The organism is Pseudalkalibacillus hwajinpoensis, assembly GCF_039851965.1.
Taxonomy (GTDB): Bacteria; Bacillota; Bacilli; order Bacillales; family Guptibacillaceae; genus Guptibacillus; species Guptibacillus hwajinpoensis_E.
Window position 1 is genome coordinate 978,636 of sequence record NZ_CP156674.1, and the last position, 25,208, is coordinate 1,003,843.

General features: G+C 40.5%; 23 protein-coding genes and 1 pseudogene. 9 read left to right on the top strand and 15 right to left on the bottom strand.

What is annotated here, in order from left to right:
- Positions 1-52 precede the first annotated feature (52 nt).
- From ABFG93_RS04995 to ABFG93_RS05005, 3 genes and pseudogenes are all read right to left on the bottom strand, one after another.
- Positions 53-1,093 (bottom strand): alpha/beta hydrolase, encoded by a 1,041-nt coding sequence (locus ABFG93_RS04995; protein ID WP_347551161.1) that lies wholly within the window; start codon positions 1,091-1,093, stop codon positions 53-55.
- Positions 1,094-1,136: 43 nt separating this feature from the next.
- Positions 1,137-1,999: pseudogene (locus ABFG93_RS05000) on the bottom strand (MBL fold metallo-hydrolase).
- 111 nt (positions 2,000-2,110) lie between these two features.
- Positions 2,111-2,677: a type II secretion system F family protein gene (locus ABFG93_RS05005; protein ID WP_347552759.1), complete on the bottom strand. Its 567-nt coding sequence runs from the start codon at positions 2,675-2,677 to the stop codon at positions 2,111-2,113.
- A gap of 642 nt (positions 2,678-3,319) precedes the next feature.
- Here ABFG93_RS05005 and ABFG93_RS05010 point away from each other — a divergent pair.
- Genes ABFG93_RS05010 through ABFG93_RS05020 form a run of 3 tightly spaced genes read left to right on the top strand, consistent with a single transcriptional unit; the run spans position 3,320 to position 4,084 of the window.
- Complete coding sequence (locus ABFG93_RS05010; protein ID WP_347551163.1) at positions 3,320-3,505, top strand: YjzC family protein; 186 nt, start codon at positions 3,320-3,322, stop codon at positions 3,503-3,505.
- A gap of 44 nt (positions 3,506-3,549) precedes the next feature.
- Positions 3,550-3,735, top strand: a complete 186-nt coding sequence (locus ABFG93_RS05015) for a YjzC family protein (RefSeq protein WP_347551164.1) — start codon at positions 3,550-3,552, stop codon at positions 3,733-3,735.
- Positions 3,736-3,769: 34 nt separating this feature from the next.
- Positions 3,770-4,084: a DUF3243 domain-containing protein gene (locus tag ABFG93_RS05020; protein ID WP_431522050.1), complete on the top strand. Its 315-nt coding sequence runs from the start codon at positions 3,770-3,772 to the stop codon at positions 4,082-4,084.
- A 67-nt stretch (positions 4,085-4,151) separates the two neighbouring features.
- Here ABFG93_RS05020 and ABFG93_RS05025 read toward each other — a convergent pair whose 3' ends face one another.
- The 3 genes from ABFG93_RS05025 to ABFG93_RS05035 form a co-directional block, all read right to left on the bottom strand.
- Complete coding sequence (locus tag ABFG93_RS05025) at positions 4,152-4,949, bottom strand: uroporphyrinogen-III synthase (RefSeq protein WP_347551167.1); 798 nt, start codon at positions 4,947-4,949, stop codon at positions 4,152-4,154.
- Positions 4,950-5,067: 118 nt separating this feature from the next.
- Positions 5,068-5,385: a Rieske 2Fe-2S domain-containing protein gene (locus ABFG93_RS05030; RefSeq protein ID WP_347551169.1), complete on the bottom strand. Its 318-nt coding sequence runs from the start codon at positions 5,383-5,385 to the stop codon at positions 5,068-5,070.
- Between the two features lie 42 nt (positions 5,386-5,427).
- Complete coding sequence (locus ABFG93_RS05035; RefSeq protein ID WP_347551171.1) at positions 5,428-6,687, bottom strand: NAD(P)/FAD-dependent oxidoreductase; 1,260 nt, start codon at positions 6,685-6,687, stop codon at positions 5,428-5,430.
- Between the two features lie 202 nt (positions 6,688-6,889).
- Between ABFG93_RS05035 and ABFG93_RS05040 the strand changes: the two genes are divergently transcribed.
- From ABFG93_RS05040 to ABFG93_RS05050, 3 genes are read left to right on the top strand one after another with little or no spacing between them, the layout of a single operon-like run.
- Entirely contained in the window at positions 6,890-8,320 is a 1,431-nt protein-coding gene (locus tag ABFG93_RS05040) for a spore germination protein (RefSeq protein ID WP_347551173.1), read from the top strand.
- Positions 8,320-9,414: a GerAB/ArcD/ProY family transporter gene (locus tag ABFG93_RS05045; RefSeq protein ID WP_347551174.1), complete on the top strand. Its 1,095-nt coding sequence runs from the start codon at positions 8,320-8,322 to the stop codon at positions 9,412-9,414. The genes ABFG93_RS05040 and ABFG93_RS05045 overlap by 1 nt, the downstream gene beginning before the upstream one ends.
- Complete coding sequence (locus tag ABFG93_RS05050) at positions 9,411-10,553, top strand: Ger(x)C family spore germination protein (RefSeq protein WP_347551176.1); 1,143 nt, start codon at positions 9,411-9,413, stop codon at positions 10,551-10,553. Before ABFG93_RS05045 ends, ABFG93_RS05050 begins: the two co-directional genes overlap by 4 nt.
- Positions 10,554-10,734: 181 nt before the next feature.
- On the opposite strand, the gene ABFG93_RS05055 is transcribed toward ABFG93_RS05050, so the two are convergent.
- Together ABFG93_RS05055 and ABFG93_RS05060 are read right to left on the bottom strand one after the other, a co-directional pair.
- A complete protein-coding gene (locus ABFG93_RS05055; RefSeq protein WP_347551178.1) occupies positions 10,735-11,550 on the bottom strand; it encodes an STAS domain-containing protein in 816 nt (271 codons plus the stop codon).
- A gap of 220 nt (positions 11,551-11,770) precedes the next feature.
- The gene (locus ABFG93_RS05060) at positions 11,771-13,282 is read right to left on the bottom strand and encodes a DHA2 family efflux MFS transporter permease subunit (RefSeq protein WP_347551179.1); all 1,512 of its coding nucleotides are present in this window, start codon (positions 13,280-13,282) and stop codon (positions 11,771-11,773) included.
- Between the two features lie 213 nt (positions 13,283-13,495).
- On the opposite strand from ABFG93_RS05060, the gene ABFG93_RS05065 reads away from it, so the two are divergent.
- Complete coding sequence (locus tag ABFG93_RS05065; RefSeq protein WP_347551181.1) at positions 13,496-14,374, top strand: TetR/AcrR family transcriptional regulator; 879 nt, start codon at positions 13,496-13,498, stop codon at positions 14,372-14,374.
- Positions 14,375-14,391: 17 nt separating this feature from the next.
- Here the strand turns inward: ABFG93_RS05065 and ABFG93_RS05070 are convergent, their stop codons facing one another.
- Entirely contained in the window at positions 14,392-14,772 is a 381-nt protein-coding gene (locus ABFG93_RS05070; protein WP_347551183.1) for an SRPBCC family protein, read from the bottom strand.
- 93 nt (positions 14,773-14,865) lie between these two features.
- The gene (locus tag ABFG93_RS05075) at positions 14,866-15,210 is read right to left on the bottom strand and encodes a MerR family transcriptional regulator (protein WP_347551185.1); all 345 of its coding nucleotides are present in this window, start codon (positions 15,208-15,210) and stop codon (positions 14,866-14,868) included.
- Positions 15,211-15,583: 373 nt separating this feature from the next.
- Between ABFG93_RS05075 and ABFG93_RS05080 the strand changes: the two genes are divergently transcribed.
- Positions 15,584-16,021 (top strand): MarR family winged helix-turn-helix transcriptional regulator, encoded by a 438-nt coding sequence (locus ABFG93_RS05080; RefSeq protein WP_347551186.1) that lies wholly within the window; start codon positions 15,584-15,586, stop codon positions 16,019-16,021.
- Between the two features lie 67 nt (positions 16,022-16,088).
- Here the strand turns inward: ABFG93_RS05080 and ABFG93_RS05085 are convergent, their stop codons facing one another.
- The 5 genes from ABFG93_RS05085 to ABFG93_RS05105 all read right to left on the bottom strand — a co-directional run bounded on the left by ABFG93_RS05085 (position 16,089) and on the right by ABFG93_RS05105 (position 21,982).
- The gene (locus ABFG93_RS05085) at positions 16,089-18,482 is read right to left on the bottom strand and encodes an immune inhibitor A domain-containing protein (RefSeq protein WP_431522051.1); all 2,394 of its coding nucleotides are present in this window, start codon (positions 18,480-18,482) and stop codon (positions 16,089-16,091) included.
- 280 nt (positions 18,483-18,762) lie between these two features.
- Positions 18,763-19,152 (bottom strand): hypothetical protein, encoded by a 390-nt coding sequence (locus ABFG93_RS05090; protein ID WP_347551188.1) that lies wholly within the window; start codon positions 19,150-19,152, stop codon positions 18,763-18,765.
- 115 nt (positions 19,153-19,267) lie between these two features.
- Positions 19,268-20,053: a glucose-1-dehydrogenase gene (locus ABFG93_RS05095; RefSeq protein WP_347552761.1), complete on the bottom strand. Its 786-nt coding sequence runs from the start codon at positions 20,051-20,053 to the stop codon at positions 19,268-19,270.
- 16 nt (positions 20,054-20,069) lie between these two features.
- Positions 20,070-20,927, bottom strand: a complete 858-nt coding sequence (locus tag ABFG93_RS05100; protein ID WP_347552762.1) for a GRP family sugar transporter — start codon at positions 20,925-20,927, stop codon at positions 20,070-20,072.
- 107 nt (positions 20,928-21,034) lie between these two features.
- On the bottom strand, positions 21,035-21,982 hold the full coding sequence (locus tag ABFG93_RS05105) for a TetR/AcrR family transcriptional regulator (protein WP_347551189.1): 948 nt from the start codon (positions 21,980-21,982) through the stop codon (positions 21,035-21,037).
- Positions 21,983-22,154: 172 nt separating this feature from the next.
- On the opposite strand from ABFG93_RS05105, the gene ABFG93_RS05110 reads away from it, so the two are divergent.
- Positions 22,155-25,208, top strand: a complete 3,054-nt coding sequence (locus tag ABFG93_RS05110; protein WP_347551191.1) for an efflux RND transporter permease subunit — start codon at positions 22,155-22,157, stop codon at positions 25,206-25,208.

Consider the following 25,208-nt stretch of genomic DNA (forward strand, 5'->3'; position numbering starts at 1 on the left):
TTTAATTGAAAGCCTTTTCAACACTTTTTTTCAGAAAATTAAATTGTTTGTTCTATTTCGAAACCAATTTCCTATGCCTCAACTGCTCAATCAGATACTTCTCAATAAGCTTTGTATCATCCGGGTGGAACAAATGGGCTGATTTATCTACCCACAGCAGTCGTTTTTCTCGTGCATTGAGTTGATCATAATACGTTTTTACAAGCTGACCATGGACATGATAGTCTTTCATCCCATGAATGAAGGTAATTGGAATCGCAACTTTCTGTACACTCTCCATGAAATTGTTGGCAGCTAATTCTTTAATAAAAGAATCTGTATAGACGAGTTTAAATCCTTTATAATACGTGTTGTAAATATCCTTTAATGAGTACTCATCTGATTGAAACATTGCCTTTGTGACATTCATTAACCCTGGATGCTTGATCACGTCATCCGAATAAATGAGCGTATTAAACTTTCTTTGCCACTTTCTTAACACTCCCCACTGTTGGAAGCTTTCTACAAACGGTGGTTCACCAACGGACTCTAGCTCAACTAATGCCTTCGTATGCCCTCTTCTTTTTGCTTCCGCTTTTGTCCATTCAAGCGAAAGGCGATCATTCTCAGTCCAGCTCACAACCTGAGATAATCCTACATATGAGTAGAATTTATCTGGAAAGGTTGTGACGAGCTCAAGCCCGATTGTAGACCCCCATGAATGTGCGGCGAGAAAAATCTTAGGGTGTTTGAATCGTGTACGCAAATAATCCGTTAGCTCATTCGCATCCGAAACAAATTGAGAAACCGTCATCGATTCTCCTGGAATATCATGTCGGTAGGATTTACCTGTTCCTCTCTGATCCCAGTAGACGAGAACGTAGTGTTTAACTAACTCTCGCGTATTCGTCACAATCGTATAGTCTCTTCCTTTAGACGACACACCTGGAAGAGGCATACTTGGCCCTCCATGCAAAATCAACAGCACAGGTTTAGTTTGATCCTCTGCCTGGATAAGAATTGTCTGCCGAATCCCACCAATCATGATCTCTTCACTAGAACTTATACCGGTTTGAGATACGGTGTAATCTACTTTTTTCGAAAAGATCCCCACTAGAAAACACTCCCATATCAAGTGGCATATACGTTTCCAACACTTACGCCTTCTTCATATTATATCCATTCACAAAGAACGCAATTGTTTCAAGCTCTTCCTCATTTATTTCCCTGCCAACTTGCTTCTTATAGGCATTCTGCATCTGACATTCATCTCCGCTAAACTTATGGGTCAGCTCTGCAGCAATTCTTAACACCTTCGTTTCGTTCAAGAACTCTTCCTTCGAAACGGGTTTATAATGAGAATACACATACCACTCCGCATTGAATTGCTCCATCAGATCTAGCAATGGAAGCGTTCTGCTGACTGTATAGTTGTCCTTTTCAGAAAAAATATCCGGGTACATGCTATCACCTAGAAATAAGATCTTCTCTTCTTTCATGTACACAACAACTGAATCAGACGCATGATCCCCGCCTACTTGAAGAAGTACACAAGTGACACCACCAAGATCGATTTCCACTTTATTTTCAAAAGTTAACGATGGGAGCGTGATGGTAATGTCCCGGTGATGAACAAACTCCTTTTTATCGCTGTCGCACAGAATTCGATTTCAGTTCCCTTTTTTACTCGCTCATCTAGCGCCTCATCTGACCACGAGTAAGGAAGTAGCTTCTCCATTTCTTCTTTCGTTTGCTTTGATGAAATCGATATAACCTGATCGAGAGCAGAAAGACCAAAAATATGATCCCAATGCCAGTGGGTGAGGGCTAACATATTAGGTTCAGGGACACCTCTGTTAGATAGCTCGTCAAGAAAATAACGAGCGTGTGCTTCAGAATTCCCTGCATCAATCATAAGGGTCCTTTGATCACCAACAATCATTCCTAAAATTGGACGATCTGTCTCAAATACTGGCGTTTGATACCAGAATCGATCTCCAATTCTTTCGATAGTTTGCATCTCATTTCCTCCTCTAAATAAACAACGTTAGTATGTATCAAATTGAGTGTTTTTTTTACATCATATCATTAAAGAGAGAGGGGGGGCAGACACGTGTCTGCCCCCCTTTGATTAACCCAGTCCATCGACAATCAATTTCACAACCATTGGTCCAATTATGATAATAAAAAGAGGTGGGAATATAAACAGGATCATCGGGATCAACATTTTGACTGGTGCCTTCATCGCCTGTTCACGTGAGAGTTCACGTCTTTGCTTACAAATACGTGTCGTAATGTTTTTAATGACTTTCGCCATCCCAATCCCGTGATGATCAGCCTGAATGATTGACATCATGACGCTCTGGAAATGATCTGATGGGACACGCTTCTTTAAGCTATAGAACGCTTCCCTCCGTGATTTGCCACGTTTCATTTCATCAAGCGCCTGACTGAACTCATCCGCGAGCGGTCCTGGCTTCCTGGCACAAACATTAGAGATAGATCCCTCAAGCCCAACCCCTGCTTCAAGAAGTAAGCTCACCATATCAAAGAAAACAGACATTTCCTTATTGATCACTTTTACTCTTTGTGTTTTTTTCTTTGCTAAATAAAACACTGGATAGCGGTAGAACAAGAAAACAACAGCAAGTATTAATAACACGGTCGCAGAATTTTTACTATCTGAAACAGGTACCATAAGCAAGAAAGTTAAGAATCCCCCGCAGATGCTAATGAGAAGTTGAATAAGTCTAAATTCAACAGCCGATCGATTCCCAAATCCAGCTTCATGAAGAAGAATTTCTAACTTTTTTCGATCTTTTCTTACGAATTTTGCTTACCTGTTTGATACCTATCCCCCAATATTTGCGACATAGCGGATGTGATAATCCATTTTCTCTTTTTTAGATTTACGTTGAACTTCATTCATCTTTCCAAAGTATTGCTCTAAGTTGTCGCTCAGCGCGTCATCTAGCGTTCATCTTCTCCTAACGTTTACGTCACCTAAAAAACTCATTCCCTACCGATTTAATAAAATTCCTCGTTCATCATTTTGTCGCAATAACTGTGATATACCCCACAGTTCGATTCACGCTGATCGATTACATTAAGGGTGTAGAAAAATTCTTATGAGGGATTTACATGGAAGGAATGTTCACGGCATCAACAAAAACTGGTAAGTGGCATACGATCAATTACAGGATTTTTTCATCCCCCTTACCCTTATTCCAAAACCAGTTCATTTACATTCCAATGTGCTCTTATAGCAATTAATGGGTTTAATCCCTCTCATTTCCGGAAACATACCCTATATACAAAACAACAAAGGAGATGAAGGAAAATGGCAGATCGTTTCAAAACTGGTGAAAATGCCCCTGAGAATGGAAAGTATGAATTTGATGGTTTAACAGACGGAAGAAAGAATAGTAATCCGACTGAAGATGAAAAGCATATCAGCCTCCAAAGTGGCGACACGTTTCCTCCACTTCGATCAAGCAAAGAATCAGCATATTGGAAAAAAGCATAAGAACGATATAATGACTTAACTTATTTAAGAGGAGATGAAGGAAAATGGCAGATCGTTTCAAAACTGGTGAAAAGGCCCCTGAGAATGGAAAATATGAGTTTGATGGTTTAACAGACGGAAGAAAGAATAGCAATCCGACTGAAGATGAGATGCATATCAGCCTCCAAAGTGGCGACACGTTTCCTCCACTTCGATCAAGCAAAGAATCAGCATATTGGAAAAAAGCATAAGAACGATTTAATGACTTAACGTATTCAAGAGGAGATGAGTAATATGGCAGAACGCGATCCAAAACAAGCAGCAGCTCAAATGAGTGAGGATAAGAAAGACGATATCTTACAGAATTTCCAATCATTTAAAGACTATCTTGGTGATCAGGTTCATAAAGGTGAAAAGCTAGGACTTGGTGAAGAAGGTCTTGCCAAGGGGGCTGAGCGTGTTGGCGACTACCTCGCAAACCACGAAGAGCCACGTAACCGCGAAGAAAAAGTGTTGAATGAACTTTGGAACGTAGCAAATGAGGAAGAACGTCAGCATATGTCTCATGTCCTCGTGAAGCTTGCAGCCCAAACGAACTAAATCGGAAATCACACAGGAGAGGCCGTTATCCATGATGGATAACGGCCTCTCTTTTCTTTGTTCCAGTTTAATTTTCTTTATAATATTTCGCAATCTCCATCACCATCGCGCCCATCCGTGGTGTGGCCGGAATAAGAATTCCTTCTACTCCCTGCCTTTCAAGATGCTCAGCTGTTACTTCTCCAACCGCAACAGGAAGCACATGATCACCGAACGAGGAAAGAATAAATTCCTTCTTCTTCATCCTTTCCACATACTCGAAAAAGAACCGCACCTGGATTGCGCTCGTAAACGCTACCGCATCAAGTTGCTTGTTCGTAATCTCCTCAATTAACTGGTCAAGCACCGCCTCATCTGGTGGCGTGTGCTCATACGGATAAATCGTCACAACCGTGTTGTTCGCTCGTTCAAGTGTTTGAATGAAATCAGGCACATTCTCACCATGCATTTGAAGAAGCACGCGCTTGTCCTTAATCTTAAGCCTCTCCTCCAGCTGTTTCATTGTTCCACTGTCAGCGACAGTCGCTGGTGTTATCCCTTTTTGTTTTAAATGCTGGAATGTTTTCGTTCCTCTTACTGCAATTGGAATGGCCTCTAACAACTGCTCATATCTCTTGCCGAGTCCGGCCTCGTTAGCTAGCTCAGCCATCCGGCGTTCGCCCATCCCTGTTGTAAAAATGAGCACATCAGGTGGGTTTTCAATACTATCCCTTAACGTTTCAAGAACCTGCTCCTCATTAGTAAAAACAGTCCCCTGCGCGGGACGAATCAGCGCACGTCCTCCCTGCTTTTCAATAAGAGCGCTTATCTCCTCGCCCTTTCTTCCACCAGTTACAGCAATTGTTTTATTCGTTAGTGCCTGCATGACAGCTCCCCTCCCATACACAAAAATTTTTACATCGTAAATAGTTGTTTCGGTTAAGATCGATCGTACAGGATCGTAATGAATACTTCAATCGCTTTTATCCAGAATAGAGAAAAAGTTACGCTAACGTAAGATAAATGAAACTGTCTTCAACTTCAACATGAAACGTTTCAATCTGACCGCTATCAGGTGCCTGCATTACCCCGTTTTTCACATTAATTTTGCAATCGTGTTGCGGGCAGAAAATGTGTTCGCCAAGAATGGCACCTTCTACAAGTTCGCCTCCCTTTGGACAGCAATTATGAAGGGCATAAAACCTATCGTCAGAGAGGTGAAACACGGCAATAGATAACTTTAGTAAATTGACTTTTGTCCCCATATCTTTTGAAAACTCACGTACTCTTCCTAAATTGATCTTTACCGCCTCAACTGGCATGCGAACGTTCCTCTCGAGTAAAAGTTTAAAGTTCAGATTACTTTACGGTTGACCTGCCCCACTTGAAAGAAATTTTTTCGAAACTAACTTGAGATTGTGTCGATCTCTTGATACATTTGGGAAAAGAGTGTTCGAAGGAATTTCGTTTACTGGTGCAAACTCTTTTACCAACTGTGTTAGCCGCAACGCATCAGAAGTGTCTCCATAAAGAATTGCGCCAATTACGTGGCCATGAAGAGTGACGACTTTCTTATAAATGTGACGAATCGGATCAATCCACTGAAATGTTCTTGTTTCTTCTGTTTCAAGCACCTGCCCTGTTGAAAATACATTTATGCTCCTAATATTAAGATGGGTTGATACCATTGAGCCTGTGTACCTAGCCGGTAAATCACAGAGTTTTCTCGCAAGATGCTCAGCCTGTTCATAAATCGGTCCAATCGTGCCATACAAAACATCGCGGTGTTCAGCACATTCTCCAATCGCGTAAACATTAGGTACACTCGTACAAAGATCATCATCAATCACTATCCCTCGGTGAACCTCAAGACCTGCTTTTTTCGCTAGTTCTACATTTGGTCGAATGCCAACTGACATCAGAACAAGATCAGCCTCCATCATGCTTCCGTCAGAAAAACGGATGCCTTTCACATGAGAATCACCCGTAATTTCTCTCGTTCGCTTACTTAGAGCAAAGTTCAGTCCATTTGCTGCTAGTGCTTCCTGAAGCATCTCAGATGCTAATCGATCAAGTTGGCGATTCATCACATTGGGTTGATGGTGTACAACCGTAGTCTCTAGTCCAAGGTGAACAAGGCCCATCGCAACCTCAAGACCGAGAAGACCTGCTCCAATGACTGCAGCCTTCTTATATGTTTCCGAAGTCTGAATCAGTTCTCTGCAGTCCTCGAGCGTACGGTACGTTTTTACACCTTTTTTCCCTGCTCCCTGAATAGGAAGAAGATAAGGGCTAGAACCTGTCGCAATGACTAGATGGTCATACCTAACTTTTCTGCCTCGATCTGTTTTCACTTGCGATCGGTCCGTATCAATTGTAAGGACACTTTCATTTGAATAATAGCGAATGCCACTAGATTTATACCAATCGCTGTCTTGAAAGACAGCATCCTCCATCGCCACTTCTCCCTGTAAAATGCGCGTTAGCAAATGCCGTTTATAAGCAGGCTGAGGTTCTTTTCCCACGACTGTTATTTCAAATCCCTTAGCCTGGATTGAAAGTAAGCTCTCTAGAAATCGAGTTGCCGCTTCACCATTTCCTACCACCATAAGCTTTGCCTTCATGGTATCCCTTCTTTCTACGCTGTACCATTATGCAAAATCGTACCATTTTTGAAAATTAAAAATAATAAACTCGTGATATATCCTAACAGGGTTTCCGAGAAAGTCAATGCAAGTTGGTAAATCACATTTATAACAAGAAATGGGATAGATGATCAATCATTGTGAATAATAAGGATTAGCTGACATTCGGAGTGGTGCAAACATGAAGATTAGAAGAAGAAAAAAAGAAGAAACTTTTAATATAAAAGATAAAATAAAAGCTGATTTTCATAATAGCAACGATCTTCAACATAAATCCTTGCAACTAGGTTCTTACAACGTCTCCCTTCTGTTCTTAGAAAACATCACGGATAAAACCGTGATCCAAAAAGCAATTATTACTCCCTTGCTATCATTTAAAGAACAGACAGAGGCCTTGAGTAAATCCACAATTCCAGAGCTTTTGCCGTTGGAAACAATCCATTCGATTAAAGATCCTGACGCCATCAGCACGTTTCTTATAGACGGGTACACGATTATTCTTGTAACGAAGGAAAGCAAACAGGACGTCCATGCACTGAATACAGCGCAATTTATTAAGCGCAAACCTGAAGAGCCTGTTAACGAACCAACAATAAGCGGTCCTAGAGACGGGTTTATTGAAGCAATAGACGATAATAAAGCGTTATTACGCATGCACTTGAAAACAAAGGATTTATTATTTGAAAAGTTCACAGTAGGAACAGAGGTATCAACTCATCTCTTCGTTGCTTATATAAAAGGGAAAGCAAATGTGGAATTAATTGAAGAAATCAAAGAACGCATTTCTCTAGTTAAAGCAGAATACATCGGCGATGCAGGTGTATTGGAGCAGTTATTAGAGCGAAATCATCTGTCTGTATTCCCTGAACTAACAATTACTCAGCACCCAACCAAGGTTGCTAACGCCTTAATGGAAGGAAGAGTTTCCATTCTAACCGATGGATCTCCAACCGCCCTTATCGCACCAACAACGCTTAACATGCTGTTGCAAGTTCAGGATGACTATTACTTCAAGTGGATTCCTGCTTCATTTCTCAGAATACTTAGCTTTGTAACAGCACTCATTTCTGTCCTACTACCCGCAACGTATATTTCGTTTGTTTCCTTTCATCATGGCCTCATTCCTACGGGGCTTGCCATCTCTCTTTCCAAAACAAGGGAGGGTGTTCCATTCCCATCTGTTATCGAGGCATTTTTGATGGAATTCACGATCGAAATTCTCCGCCAGGCAGGTGTAAGACTACCAAAGCCTATTGGCTCTACCGTAAGTATTGTCGGTGCCATTGTTATCGGTGAAACAGCAGTAAGTTCCGGTATTGTTAGTCCAATGATGGTCATGGTCATATCCTTTACAGCCATTTGCTCCTTCACGGTTGCCAATTATGAGCTAAGTCTGGCATTAAGAACCATTCGGTTCTTCATATTATTAGGTGCAGCTACACTTGGCATTTACGGCATGTTAATTACGATTTTCATTGTCACGACCCACCTGGTTAAATTGCGAAGTTTTACCGTACCTTACCTGGAACCCTTTGGTCCTTATTATGTGAAACGGTGGAAAGATTCCATCATTCGCTTCCCATTTCGTCAAAGTAAGGACGGAACAAAATAATGGGTGAAAAACAGCCTTCTATCCTCCCAATTATTGTCTTCCTCATTTCTACAATGATTGGCGTTGGAATCGTAACCCTGCCAAGAGAAACGGCTAGTATCGTCGGACAACCAAACATGTGGCTAAGTATTATACCAGGTGCTGCCATCGCTTTCTTAAATGGAGTTCTCATTTTTTTGCTTGTGAAGCGCTATCCCGATCTAAATCTCTTTGACTTTGCTCCGCGTATTATCGGTAAATGGCTCGGAAAAGCATTTAGTATTGTTTTTGTGGCTTATGCGATTGCTATCTCAGCTTATGTAATTCGCACATCGGCGGAAATTGTGAACTATTATCTTTTGAATAATACGCCTAAATACATCGTCATTCTCACCCTGATTCTCGCAAGCATGTATCTTGTCTCTTGTGGCTTAACGAATATCATATTTTTCTTTCAACTGTATTTCCCGATTATCCTGTTGATGTTCTTTCTCTTAACTGTTCTAAGCATAAAGAACATTGAACCAACTCATTTACTTCCAATTTTCGAGTTTGATCACTTTGCAATTTTGAAAGGGGTTAATTCGACCTTTTTCTCCTTCGTAGGGTATGAACTCATCATGATTCTGTCAAGCTACCAATCCATGACTAAATGGAAATCAATGAATTGGACGCTTGGTATTTCTATAGGATCGGTTTGTGTGATCTACATTCTATTCTTCATCCTGAACATTGGGATCTTGAGCATCCAAGAGCTAAAAGTGATTACTTTCCCCACAATCGAAATGGCCAAATCGCTCGAATTCAAGGGATTTTTCTTTGAACGGTTTGAACTGGTTTTTCTCTTCGGTTGGATTATTACAATCTTCACGACGGTATCAGCGTATTATTACAGCGCTTTTTTAGGTTTATGCAGAACGTTTAATTGTAAAAAAAACATTTTTATGAACGCTGCTGTAGGATTCGTCATTTTTGCTCTTTCCTTACAACCAGAAGGAGTAACGGAGCTATTTGATTCAGCTAAATACTTAAATTACCTATCTTATGCAGCCCTGATTGGCGTACCTCTCATTTTACTAGTCGTTAGTTTAATTAAGGGGGTAGAACGGAGATGAATCGAAAACTTCTATCACTGCTCGTTTGTATCCTAATCGTGCTAACTGCCTGCTGGGATAGTAATGAAATTGAAGACCTTGGCATGATCATCGGTGTTGGGCTTGATTATAAAGGCGGAGAGGAGCCGTTCTCAATGACCAACCAGTACGTTGTTCCAAATAACATTCCAGGCATGCAGTCAGGTGGTGCACTGAGCAACCCTTATCAGAACCTAACGCTTAATGGTAAAAACTTTTTTGAAATTATCCGTGAAAATTCGTTAGAAACAGATCGACCACCAAACTTTACGCATTTAAAATCCCTGGTTATCTCAGACAAAATTCTTAAGCAGGAACCTGCGCACAAAATCATCAGCTTTTTCTTAAGAGATCATGAATTTAGGCGAACAGTCCCAGTTTTTATTACAAAAGAGAACGTCGCCACCATAATGAATGTTGAACCTACAAAAGAAATGTTTCCAGCTGTTCAAATTAAAGAACTCACTCAAAACATTGATCGAAGTCTCCATGTTCAAGACAACTTAACGTTCGGCGATCTTTCTGAACACATTTCTGATCGATCAAGTTTCGTCATTCCTGAAATTGGGATCAACCAAAACCGCGTTCGCTTATTAGGAGCGGCTATTATTTCAAGTGAAGATTATAAACTGGCAGGTTGGCTTGAACCTGAAGAAGTGGGTGGTTTGAAGTGGATTAAAGATACGGTAAAGGGTGGCCTCGTTACAATAGATCGCGAACACTCACCTGAAGACCAGGTTGTTCTTGAAATCAATGAGGCTAAAACAAAGATCGAACCCGTCCTTAAAGGAGACCAATTAACTATTAACATCAATGTAAATGGCTCACTCAAGCTTGCTGAAGACTGGAATATGGAGCGGAATGTTTTCAAGAAAGGATGGGATGACGCGATGAAGAAGGATGCGGAAGAAATCGTGAGCGAGTCCATGGAACAGGTCATTGACATTGCTCAAAATGACTTTAAGCTGGACTTCCTCGACCTCGGGACGTGGGTTAGAATTAACCACCCTTCCTATTGGAAAAAGAATAAAGACAAATGGAACACTTTGTTTAGTGAGGTACCCATACACGTTGATGTAAATTTTAAAATTACAGGGTTTGGAACACAGGATCTTGTTTAAAAAATGATGAACTTAGGTTCAGTATTTAGTTATGTTGGGGCATTGCATTATGCCCCAACATGTAAGAACCTGTACAATCGGTGTGTAAGGAATATTTCAGTTAAACTGTTCACTTATCCTTTGTAAGCTTTCTGTTGTGTTGCTCCTTTTCACCTTAAATAATTTTCATTACTCATATCCTTTATGATCTTGCAAAGTATTCACTTAGTGCTTGTTGTAAAGTTCCTAATGTTGCTGTTTGTGGGTTAAACATGATACCTGAATCGGTCATCTCTGTAACAATTTCTTTTCTTAATCCTGTAATAACAGTTATACATCCCATCAGTGAAATACCATCTATAATCTTCATTAAGTCAAAAATAATATCCCTTTCCATAGTTGCAATTCCAGATAAATCCATAATCAATGTTTGAATTCGTAAATCTGCTACCTCAGTCAAAACTTTCTCTTTGAGGATCTCAGATCGATGTGAATCGATAGAACCAATTAAAGGCAATATGCAAATAGTTGGATCGATTGGAATAATTGGAACCGATAGATTTTCAACCAACTCTCTTTGAACCTTTATCAATGAATCCTTATATGTTGAATAACTAATAAAAAAAGAATTTAGAAATTCGTCTACTCTATTATTTATTTCTTGTTCTAGCTGAAAAAAATCTCTAATTCTTTCTTCATCTTTTTCTTCATAAAACTTTTCTATAAAAACCCATAAGGTTCTGCGAATAGCTTGTACCCACTCCAATTTAAATGACAATGCTATGGAGTGGGTAGCCCAGGCTATCCCCTCTCGTTTCGCAAACGCTTTAAGTTCTTCATCTTCACCATCTATAATGTAAACAACTAATTTTTTGGCGTTATTGACAAGATCAATATTACCAATTTGGAGAATTTCATCGATTTTGTTCTTTACATTTCCTGCCTCTGATAATAGAGTTCTTTGAAATTTTTGGTTATTTTCCTCGAAATATTTTTTTAATTTAAAAGTATATTCCATAACGACACCCCTCCAAAACAATTTAATGTCTCTTCTTCGTATATAGACTTTAACATTATATAACAACACCTTTAATAATCAAATATAAAATCATCTCTTGTATTTAATTAGATAGACATAACAGATTTCCTTCTTTAATTAAATTTTATTGTGAGTAAAAGAATAAAAAATAAAGTGGGGGTCAGACACGTGTCTGCCCCCACCCCTCTCTTTGCGACCTCTATGAATTCGTTACAAGATCAACTGGCTTCGATTCTTTCACAATTGGATCCTTAACTGGCACTTCTTGACCCGCACGCTTAATGAAGAACGCGAGCACAAAAGCAATCGCTGCGATGAATGTAGCGATAAAGAAAGCAAAGTTGATTCCTTCAAGCATCGCCTGCATAGCAATTTGTTGCTGAGCAGCAGCAGCTACTGCCCCGCTGCTGGTCGCATCTTTTGCAAGGTTAGCTGCAACGGACTCGGTTCTATTCGACATGATTGTCACAAGCAATGCTGTACCAATCGCACCAGCCACCTGGTTGAGCGTATTGTTCATTGCTGTACCGTGTGGATAGAAGCGAGCTGGCAACTGATTTAATCCGTTCGTCGATACTGGCATCATGACCATAGACATTCCGAACATCCGAACTGCATGAAGAATCATAATGTAGTTATACGTAGTATCCATTGACAATGTACTGAAAAGATACGTTGTGACCACTGTGATCGCAAGACCTGTAGTCGCCAGGATACGTCCACCAATTTTATCAAACAAACGTCCAGTAATCGGTGACATGAAAGCCATCACAAGCGCTCCTGGAAGCATCATCAATCCGGCATCAAGTGGCGAAATGCCGCGAATGGTTTGAACGTAGATCGGTAACAGCAGCATCCCGGAGAACATCGCCATGTTTAGTACCATTGTAATCGAGGATGATAAAGCGAACATCGGGTACTTAAAGATTGTAAAATTCAGCATCGGGTGTGCCTGTTTTGATTGGCGGAAAATGAATGTAGTTAGCGAAATGACTCCGATTCCAATCGTCAAGTAAACCTCTGGGCTATCCCATCCTTTAGTTCCAGCCGAGCTGAATCCGTATAGAATTCCACCAAAACCGGCACTAGAAAGGATTAATGAAAATACATCAAGACGAATATTTACCTTATCTTTTTTATCCTTTAATAGGAAGAATCCAAGTAAGAATATTGTAATCGCGATTGGTGTTACGAAATGGAAAAGCATTCTCCAATCATAATGTTCAATAATCCAGCCCGATAGCGTCGGCCCAATTGCCGGTGCAGCCATGAGAATCAATCCAAACACACCCATTGCCGCTCCTCTCTTTTCAATTGGAAAGCTAATCAACATCACGTTCATTAGCAGCGGCATCATAATCGCCGATCCAGAAGCCTGAAGCATTCGCCCACTTAGCAATACAGGGAACACATCAGCCATTCCCGCTACAACTGTACCAGCGGTGAATAAGCCCATTGCGACAAGAAATAGTCTTCGCACAGAATATTTTTCTATGAGAAAGGCCGTAGCCGGAATCATTATTCCGTTTACGAGCATAAATCCTGTAGTTAACCACTGGACCGTTGCTGTCTCTATTTCTAAATCTGCCATAATTGATGGTAAGGCTATGTTCAGCAACGTATTATTTAAAAAGGCTATAAATGCTCCGATGATAAGAATCGCCAGAATACCGTACTTTGGACGAGGCGTTTCTTTTATTGTTTCACTCATTGTTTTTCCCCCATATACCTTTAGTTCAATAAATTATACCGCAGGTTCAAATCTCTAATATCATATACCATGAGTATAATTTTTGCAATCATTATTTATTGCCAATTTGAAAGCATTTGTTTCCATAAATAAAATAAGGTATGATCAACTTTATACCGGCAGTACAAAATAGAATCCCCACTCATTTATAATACAAAAACCAAAGGTGATACAATGCATGATCGAAAACAACATGTCATTAAGATGGCTCATGAGCTTTTTATCGATAGAGGATTTCAAGGAACTTCGATTCAGGATATTTTGGATTATAGTGGCATTTCGAAAGGGACGTTCTATAATTATTTTTCATCAAAGAATGAGCTATTAATCGCGCTCTTTAAGGCGCTTTATGAATCTATGGAAAACAGCAGAGATGAATTGCTCATTGGCCAGGATCCCTCTAACCTTGCTATCTTTATTAAACAAATCGAATTTCAGATGAACACGAATAAGAAAAATAAGCTGGTTACGCTTTTTGAGGAAGTATTTGTCTCTAATGATGAGGATTTAAAACAATTTCTTAAAGATGGACAAAAGAGGATGCTTCAGTGGGTGTTCAATCGTTTTCTCGAACTCTTCGGTGAGGAGAAGCGCCCATATTTACTCGATGCTTCCATTATGTTCCTAGGTATCCTGCATCATAATGTAAAATATTATTCGGTCTCAAACGGTTCAAGCGCAGATATCTATCCAGTAGTTCGATATAGCGTAGAGCGAATGGTGAAGATTGTAGAAGATGCCTCTGCTTCAGGTGTTCAATTAAACAAACCAGAACAGATGGAAAACTGGTTTCCTGAAGGCATGCGTAGTGACCAGACCTTCCAGGCAAACCTTCTCAAAACGATTGGTTCTCTGAAAGATAAGCTACAACCTAAAGAAAATTATTCAGAATCGATTGAGCGCTTGGATTTTGTGCAGGATGAACTCCTGCATTCGAAAAAATCACGAAAATTCCTGATTGAAAGTGTGCTTTGTTCACTGAGGGAAGATCAGGCTCTTGATCAGAAAACTGTAGAAACGCTTGATTCTTTAGTAAACAGTTATTTTGAGTAAGGAAAAGAGAGGAGGGGTCAGACACGTGTCTGACCCCTCTTTAACGCTTCCTTTTCCACTCGTTCCATAAACTCCTGCACCACATTCATCTGATCCTTCGGTCTGCTTAGCTTGAGCATGGCTCTGCCAACGAAATTAACACCTTTGTTTTGCCCTTCATAAACAAATTTCGTGCTGTTCTTATCTAGCTTTTCTAGAGTGAAGCCCAGTGTGATTTCAAAGGCTTTCCCTAATACAAAGCTTATTCTTTTCACCTTGCTATCCTTATTATCTTCATAGGCCAGGGTTTCTACTGTATAAGTCTCTAACCGTTTACCTTCACGATAGGTTTGACGATGTTTAGCTCCAACTTCATTTTCTTTCTTCTCAATTAATACATGTTCTTCAACCTTAGGCATGATTGTTTTAATATTCTCATTTACACACACACAAGAACAAACACCACACTGTTTCAATAGGAGCTTTAATCACTTTCTCCTCTTTCCAACTAATCATTCATTTTCCTCCCTGCCAGATTCCAGAAATTCATCAATTTCAGTTATTTGAAGACGAAGGTCTTCGATTTGCACAAGTATATTAGCTCGTTTCTCGCACAGTAAATCTTCTAAATGCTCGAACGATTCGTCCTCCATTACAGATCTCATTTCCTGTATCGTAAACCCAAATCGTCGAAGTTTCACTAATAACAACGCTAGAAAATAACTACCATCATCGTAATACCGGTATTTGTTTTTCGGATCAGTAAAAGCCGGCTCCAATAAGTTCACTTCTGCGTAATAGCGCAGCGTCTCTTTACTCAATCCTGTTAACTGAACAAATTCACTTATCTTGTACATGTTTACCTCCCCATTCATCATAAACCGTGGGGTGCACCACTGAGTCAATCTAAATTCTTCATGGGGTCAGACACGTGTCTGCCCCCATGAACCTTTCCTTCTCCTTTGCATGTAGGGCATTTCTTTTTCAGAAAAAATATTTTTAACGGTACATGCCCCTTGCCCATACAATGTTTACATATTTTATAAAACGCCATGACGACATCTCCTTTAAAGTATAGACCAACTGATTATTAATAGTTGTATAATGCAATTATTTTAACACAGAATTATTTAGTTGTATAATGCAACTATACGACTCAGCTTTGGATAGTTGACATCTGAATACGACAAGTTATCATATTCATATTGCAAATAATGAGGTGAAACTGGAATGGACAACCACTCAATTGAAAACATCCATCTTGAATTATCGTTTTTGATTCGCTATATCAATTTAGCTACTCCTAATAAAAAAGATAAAGAAGGAAACCTTGAACGTTCGGAATATCTTTTGTTACATCAAATCTCTCTTCATACTTCGATTGGCGTAAAAGTGTTAGCGAATGAATTGTATTTGAATAATTCAACAGTCAGTAGGCAAGCTGCAGCCCTGGAGAAGAAAGGGTTCGTTACGAAAATCGCAGATCCACGCGATGGCCGATCCTACTTCTATCAAATCACGGAATTAGGAACAAAAGAATTACTTCAGTATAAACAAACTAGAATGGATATCATTACAACCCTTTTAAACGAATGGTCCGAAGAAGAGTGCCAGACATTTGAACAACTATTAAATAAGTTTAACCATTCGTTAAAGGAAATTGTCTAGCGAAAAGGACAGATGTTAATCAGAAAGATAAGTAAGGAGCGCCTATAATCGGCGCCCCTTACCTGTATTAATCTTTCGTTATCAAAACGCGGCCAACAGAACGATCTGAAGCTTCACCCGTTACCTTGAATTCCAAACCATAATTAGGAACATTACGTCCTGCATCTGGAATTGCTTCGTTCAGATAGCTCTTACTATCGTCGAATACCTTCGCGACGTTTCTGTGGTTATCTTTCATTGTGAGACCAGTGATATCACGGTAATCAATGAACATTTTCTCACCTTTACGCAGACTAAATGCTGCATCGTGAATTTGGTAACGTGTTTGAGCCACCGTTCCGTCACTCCAGAATAATTCTTTCTGATCAGCATCCACTACGCCAAGATAACCCTCTCCCGGGTGAATTCCGGTCCAGTTATCCGAATATTTATTATCTGCATACCAGACAACTAGGCCCGGATCAAATGACATCAGACTTGCTCCTCGGCGAATGTGATCTAAACCTTTATCAACACCTTGATGGTTTCTCCATTCAAGCAAGTAATAATGCTCAGATACTTTAACACCATCGTCTTTCGTAAATCCTTGCAAATCAACTTTAGGATCTCCTTCTGCATCATCAAAAAGCAATTCGTCTCCACCAGCGGTTACACGAATGTCATCAACATAGAAACCAGAGTTAATAGCAGCACCGTCTGTCCAGTAGTTGATTTTCACCTGCACATCTTTACCTGCATATGCACTCAAATCAAATGTTCCATCAACCCATCCATCGGATTTACCCGTAATTCCGTAACCAGGGTTGTTATCATGTGGATCCTTTTCCGTTGTAATGTTCCCCGGAATAGCTGTCCAGTTTTCTCCCTCTTCACTTACCTGAACAGATCCATAATCCCAGTCCAACTCAATGTCATACCAGGTTTTAAACGTTAGTTCTCCAGCCGTAGCATTTGTAAGATCGACATTAAATACAGCTGAATTATCTAAATCATTTGCACTTCCACTAAAGTACTCATACTCTCCGCTAAATGGCTTGTTAATTTCAGTTTCTTTATCTGGAAGGTTGATTCGAAGGGCATCGAGATTAGTCCCTTTCGTATTGGCCTGATCCAAATAAACTTCAAAACCTTTTTTATCAATATCTTCTAAATCGAATTCATCGTACTTTAACCAGTTTCCTCCATGCGCAGCCTGCAGAAATTCTTTAGACCATGCACTAAAACCAGTTGGCTCTGTTCCCGGAACCGCTCCTGCCCAGCTGCCGCTTGCCATGATTGACCAGTACGATACCGCTTCACCTTTACCAGAATATTGTGTGTCATATTCATCAGGAAGACCTAAGTCGTGTCCATATTCATGGGCAAACACACCAGCCGCACCGTCAGCAGGCTCGATCGTGTAGTCATATGCATACATGGAACCTACTCCCCAGTAATCCACTTCTGGTTCAGGAGATCCTGCAATGGGGAAGATGTTTCCAAGGTTCCAACGATGGGACCAGATCGCGTCAGTTCCAAGTTGACCTCCACCAGCTTCTTCACCAACAGCAGAGTGAACAACCATCAAGTGATCAATTAGGCCATCTGCTTCACGGAAATTACCATCGCCATCAAGATCATAGCGATCTTCCTGATCATAATCAGCTAGATTTACCGAAGGATCAGCTCCTGCGGCAGTCAGCGCCTCTTTTACTAAACCGCGTGCATTGACGTCGCTATCATTTTCAGTAGGATAATTCCCGCCATATTCAGCAGCATTTTTAGAAGCCATATACCATCCAGCAACAGTACCATCGACTGTATAAGCTCCATTTGATTGTTGTTCATAGAATTGTTTCATAGATATTAGATTCTCGCCATTCGGACCTTCATATCCATTATCGCCAAAAATCATATCTTCATAGTGTTCTTTAACATAATCAGCATAATACATATCCGATTCATCTGGTTGAATACTGTTATGTGGAAAGTCCGGGAATTCTACTAGAAGGACAAGGACGTTATCAGAACGGACATCTCCTTCATAGTCTTCCTCAACGACCGTATCAAGCTTCTTTACACCTTTTCTCGCCTTATCATTTGCTTTATTTCCATTATCGTTTTTCAGTTTATCTTTGATGTCAGCTTCAAGCTCAAGCTTTTCATCTTCTAACTCCCCGTTTGCTTCCTTTTCTTTAAGTGATTCGGATTTTTCTTTCAAAAATTCTTCCAGCGCTTGTTCTGCTTCTTTTGCTGAAGCAGCTTCTGGAATTTCCCCACTCTCTTTTAACATTTCAATCAGTTTCTCTTCATTTGCTACCGCTAAGTCAAACGGTCCTTGCTTATGTACTGTTTCTTCCTTCACTTCTTGCTTCACTGAAGTCGTGTCTGCACTTACTGTACTACTTGCGGCAGGTGCCGTGAATGCACCTATCGTTAAAGCAGCAATCATTGCCATCGATAATACGTTTTTCCCCTTCAACTTCTCACGCCCCCTAATATTTTTTTACAATACCTTTACAATAAACTTACTATAAACTTTTTTCTGAAAAGTTAGAATGATACAAAAGTCTCAAAATCCAAGGTTTTCCGTAAAGATAGTCTCTTTTTACTAATAAACAGACAATCTTCTTGCGAAATTTGTAGGTATAAACAATCATAACCTCCCAACCAACCTTGTTTTGATATTAAATTCAATTTAATTAGAAAAAAGGCCCAGGTAAGCACCTGAGCCTTTGTTAAGCCATACTTTGAAGAAGAGATTAAGGGGTCTCTCTTTGGAGATCTTTCTTAATATCCTCCTTTAACTTCTTAATATATTGTTTGTTAGATTTGTCTTTTACCTGGTTATCTTCAGCCTTCCCTTTCAGGTATTCTTCTAAGGCTTGCTTAATTTCTTCCTGACTTGCGTCCTCTCCTATTACACCTGAAGACTTCAACATTTCAATGATTTTCTCATCGTTTGCCAGCATTTCTATCTGTCCTGATAAATTCTCTTCTTTTCCTGAAACAGGTTCTTCTTCCACAACCGTCTCTTCACCAGAGTCAGTACCTGCGGAATTTGAATTCTTGCCCTCCATCCCGGCACATCCCGATATTCCTAACAAGAGGAAGTTTCCACAGAGCATTAATACAACCTTTTTCGGTATCATAGAATGTCCCCCATCCCATTAATATCAGCATTTAAGAACTTAGACGAGGTGAAGTGGATAAAAGTTACAACGTTAGGGGTCAGACACGTGTCTGACCCCCCCCTTTTTTTTTACTTCAACCCCTACCAGCCTGAAAAGCTGGATAGAGCTTCATCCCTCCGTCAGCAAATAATGTGATTCCGGTAACGTAACTTGCTTCATTTGATGCTAAAAAAGCTGCAATCGATGCAATTTGCTCGGGTTCCCCGATTTCTTTCATTGGGATCATTGACAGGACGTCTTCTTTTGTCTTCGGATCTGAAAATTTCTCAGCATTAATAGGCGTATTAATAGCCCCTGGACCAATGTTATTGACACGTATTCCATGTGGGGCATACTCAAGTGCGAGCGTCTGGGTTAGCATCTTCATGCCCCCTTTACTTGAAGCATAGTGCACAAAGTGAGGCCATGGTACAATCTCATGAACGCTAGACATATTAATAATCGAACCTTTAATCCCATTGTCTAGCATGTACGCAATAGCTTTCGTCGAGCCAAGAAACGTTCCAGAGAGATTAACGGCAATTACCTTATTCCAATCTTCCAGTGTCATCTCATGAGAAGGTATTTCCTTTTGAACCCCGGCATTATTCATCATCACATCTAACGTACCGAACTCTTGATGGGCAGAAGAGATTAACCGTTCAACATCTTCTTCCTTCGAAACATCTGCCTGAACAGCAATGCCTTCTCCACCACTATTCTGAATTTCTTTTACAACCTCAGCTGCTTCTTTTTCTTTACTTAAATAATTCACTACAACCTTCATACCTTCTTTACCAAATCGAAGTGCAATCGCTTTACCAAGACCTGAAGCTGCACCTGTAACAATTGCGACTTTATCTTGCAATTCTTTATACACCACACCACTAACCTCCTTATTTTTTCGTGAAACCAAGCATAACGCCGCCAATGATAATGAGAATGGAACCAATAATCACAAAAATAAGTTGCTTCTTTGTTTTTTTCTCACCTAAAAGGAATATACCTCCAAGTGTAGATATGATAATACCAGTTTGGGAAAGTGAAAAGCTTGTAGCTGTACCAACTCTAGGAATTGAAATGAGCAGTGCCAGGTTTCCAGTCGCCCACATCAATCCTGGTATGACGTTTCGAATTGTATATTTATTAAACGGTTTGTGGCGAATACTCAAGAGGAGTGCACCAACAACCATTCCGACAGCCTGAGGAAGAATAGCTGTCCAACCGTCAATTGTGAACCATCTGATGATCACGACGTATCCCACATAACCTGCTGTGGAAATTAATAGGATAGTGAACCCTTTAGCTAAGTCGCTCTTTCCTTCTGATTTGTTCTTCTCAGATTTTTCATAAGAAGTGAAAATGACACCTGCCACAATAAGGAGAAGTGCTGAAATCCCAATAATTAATTTAGTCGTTGAGGACCATTCTCCGAATGCAATAACACCGAATAATGAAGTTCCAACAAGCTGAAGTCCTGTAGAGATTGGAAGCGTTTTAGATACACCAAGAAAAGTCACAGCTTTAAATTGATTCATTTGCCCAACCGACCACAACAAACCGGAAACAAAACTCACAATAAGCGCTGTTGTTGTAAATTCTGGGGTAGTAAAAAAATACACTACAACAGAGAAAATCAGAGCACCTAATGTCGTTCCAACCACCTGGTTATATGGCTCTCCACCTAACTTTGTACTCACAAGGAGAATACTTCCCCACATAATCGCAGGAATAAGCGCAATTAAAATTTCAATCATCCAGTCACCTTCTTGTTCTAAAGAGAATTTACTTGCTTAATTAGATTTCTCTTTCACACGATTTTTATCCATAGTCGCTTTAGTTAAGAGAAAAAAAGAAGGGGTCAGACACGTGTCTGACCCCCCTCCTCATCACTTAAAAGCTCTTTCTCTAAAGCCACCACTTCCTCCTTCAACTGATCCGCTTCCTTCAACAGATGCAATAACCCTCTCATCACAAGCTCATCCGGCTTCGAATTCCTGGATTCTTCTGAGATGCGATCCGTAACGTTAAGATAATACTGTGCATTCGAAAGCGAATGAATCTTCTCGTAAAGTGCTCTCCACGCACTTTCTCTCTTCTCAAATGATGTAAAAGCACCTTCACGATCCATCCCTACTGAAAATGGACGCATCATCTCGTCATCCAGTAAAGGCTTGCTCTTACCATCAAGAAAGTCGCATGCGAGAAGATCAATCTGTCTTACAATATGCCTTCCAAGCTCTCGTGGCTGTAGCTCGGTTTCAGATGAAATCATCAGCCCCATGTATGAAGTATAAATCGACTGTGTCATCCACATTAAATCCCATTTATATGGCGTAATCTTGTCTCCATATAACTCAAGAAGGTTATGTTCAAGCCAACTGAACAGCCTTCCTCTCATCCGATGTCCCATTGCTTCGAGCTTCTCGCTACTCTGTGCCGACTCGCCTCGCATATGCATTTTCATATAAGATTTGTATTCGATAATCCCCTCGAACTGCACCTGAAACTGCTTAGCAAAACGATCATCTGCAGGAATGTTCCCATCCAAACCAACAACAAAAGCCCGTTCGAAGACAAGCTGCTGATAATGCTCATAAATCGAAATAATCAAATCTTCCTTCGATGGAAAAAATGAATAAAGGGATCCTTTCGAAATCCCTACACTATCTGCAATTTGCTGCATCGATGTGTGAGTGTACCCTTTATCTGCAATAAGCTCTACCGCAGCTTCTAATATAGCTTTCCGTTTATCCACTATCTTCACCTCTACATCTTCATCCGTCCCAACCAAAAAATAGTTTATCATATCTATTCCCTTTTAGATGACTTTTAAAGCATATCCGAATCTTGACATCTATCATCATCAAGGTAAAATGACTAATGAGTCAACTAGTAAAACTCTATATATAACAGTAAATAAAGGGTGTTACAAAATTCATATTGACCATACAGTCGATGCCCATCAAAGGAGGCATATCATGCTGAAATGGATTCTACAACGCTCCAAGATTTTCATGATCCTTATTCTTTTGTTCATTATTGTTGGAGCATTTACATTTATTCAACTCCCACAGCGCGAAATTCCAGAAACAACCGTTAATATCAGAACGGTGAACACCGTATATCCAGGGGCTACCGTCGATACCGTTGAACGATCGATTACAAACCCAATCGAGTCATCGCTCAGTTCAATCGATGGCATTGCGGAGGTAACTTCTTCCTCAGCAGCCGGCTTCTCTACGATCGTTGTAGAGGTAGCAGAAGGAGAAAGCAAGAAAGATGTCTTTAGCGACGTACGCCAGGCTGTTTCAGATGCGTCCACTTCCTTCCCAGAGGAAGCATTTGATCCTGAAGTAAACGAATCAACTGCCAAAATGCCGATCGTTTCCTATCACCTCACAAGTGAAAACAGAGATAACCTACTTTCCTTGCAGGAAGAATTAAATCGCTGGAAAGATGAAGTCTCAGAACTTGCAGGCGTTTCGGGTGTAACCATCAAAGGATTACCTGAGGAACAAATTATTATTGAGCTAAATCAAGACAACCTTAAAGAATCTGGCTTGAATGTTACTGATGTTCAGAGCGCAATCAACAATGAATATTACCCAACACCTCTTGGCAAACAGGAAATGGACGATGAAGTTGTCCAATTGTCAGTGGAAAACTTCGACTCTCTTGACCAGATGGAAGAGCTATTTATTGGGAAAAACACGGCTGATGAATCCGTCTTCTTGAGGGATATCGCCACAGTAAAGGTGAGTCCTAAAGAGCTTGAAGACATTATTACATTTGAAGGAAAGCCTTCCATTTCCTTTACAGCCTACGTAAAATCAGGTCAGGACATCCCAACAGTTGATGAACGAGTTAGCCAAAAAGTGGATGAGCTTGCAGAGGGTTTACCGTCTGAAATAGAACTTGAGCCTTACTACTCACAGGCCTCCATCGTAACCAATATCTTTAATGGATTGTTTCTATCACTAGCGATTTCAGTTATTGCCGTTATTGTCGCAACCTCATTGGGACTATCTGGATCAGGAGCGCTTGTAGTGGCGCTTGCCGTGCCAATTTCTGTCCTGATGGGATTCATTCCACTTCCGTTTGCAGATGTAGACCTTAACCAAATTTCAATAATCGGCTTAATCATTGCACTCGGGATTATCGTGGATGACTCCATCGTTATCAATGACAACATCCAGCGCAGATACAAGCTCGGGGATAAAGGATTAATAGGAGCCGTAAACGGTGTTAAAGAGATCTGGGGATCAATCATAACCTCTTCTCTTGCGATCGTCTTCACCTTCCTGCCGCTTATCTTTTTATCGGGAGGAAATGGAGCCTTTATTCGCGCCTTGCCTACTGTTCTGATTACAACCATTATCGCCTCCACACTCGTGGCGCTTGTTTTTGTACCGATTCTAAGATACTTTATTAGCCGCAGAACGAAGAAGCCAACGTCAGATGCGCCAGGTCTTCTAGGCAAACCGTTAAATAAGCTTGCAGATGTTTACGCTGACCGCTTACTAAAAAAGTTTTCAACGAAACCTGTTCTCGTCTCAACCATTGGTCTTCTATTCACAACGGCAATCTTTGGATTAGTTGTCCTAACACCGTTCGAATTCTTCCCGGCAGCTGATAAGGAGGAAGTAACGGTAGACGTCACTCTACCGATTGGAACACCAATAGAAGAAACGCACGTAGCCCTTCAAGACATCGAAGAAATGTTGCAAAGTGATGACGGTGTCTATGAAACAAGCGTCTTTACAGGGACTGGAACACCTGGTTTATTTAACAGCTCATTGAAGAGTACAGGTGAAAACACGGGTCAGGTAGTGGCGCGGGTTAATCGAGAAAATCAGACAACTCAGGGGCTAATTGACGACTGGACAGATAAGCTTCGTAATGAATATCCAGATGCAGAGATTTTTATGGAAACCATTCAACAGGGACCCCCAGTTGGAGCACCTGTGACGGTTACAATTTCAGGTCCTGAAATTGATAAACTGATCGAATTGCGAGAAACCTTAACAACTGAAATCGAAGCGCTGGAAACCGACCTTGTCGTTGATAATATTGGTGATTTCGAACCATCTCTTGAGTATGTGCCAGATCGTGATGCACTTGAGGAAAACGGCATCACGGTTAACCAGATAAGCCAGCAAATACGACTCGCAACCGAAGGCATTCCATTAAAAGCATTTGATAATGGTGTCATCAAACGAGACATGAACATTGTTCTTGGGGGAGCAGAAGATGAAGTCGATCTTTCAAATCTCGAGTTTCCAGCTACAACAAATAGTGAACCACCTGAGCTCATCTCACTTGATAAGCTTGTCACAAAGGAACGAAATGAAAAGCTTCAAAAGATCCCCCACATTGATGGAGAGCGTGCGATCACCATTCGTGCCTTCCCTGAAAATGAAGAGAACTATGAAGCTAATGTAAAAGAAATCGTTGAAGAACAGCGCGATCAACTTGACGCTGATTACAGCATTACACTCGGTGGAGAAAATGAAGCACAAAGTGACTTCTTCGCAGAAATTACAGTTCTGTTCACCATCGTTATCTTCCTTGTATATCTGTTAATAGCATTTCAATTCAACTCACTTTCACTACCGTTCCTTGTACTTATTGCGGTATACCTGGCAATCGCAGGTGCTATCCTTGGACTGTTTGTCACACAAACACCGATCAGTTTCCTTGGTGTCATGGGAATGGTCTCACTCACCGGTATCGTAGTCCGGAACTCGGTTGTGTTAATTGAATTCATTGAGCAATCATTGAAAAAAGGCATGGATGTAAAAGAAGCGGTGATCGAATCCGGTCGCGTACGCCCTATTCTGCTTACAGCCATTACCTCAATCGTTGCCCTTATTCCAGTTGCCGTAAGCGGAAATGCACTCTTCACACCGCTTGCTGTTACAATTATTTCTGGTATTCTTTTCTCAGCGATCCTAACCCTGATTATGGTACCCATGCTCTATCTTGTGTTTTATCGTTTTAGAAGAAAAAAGACAGTTCAAGAAGAGTTGTAA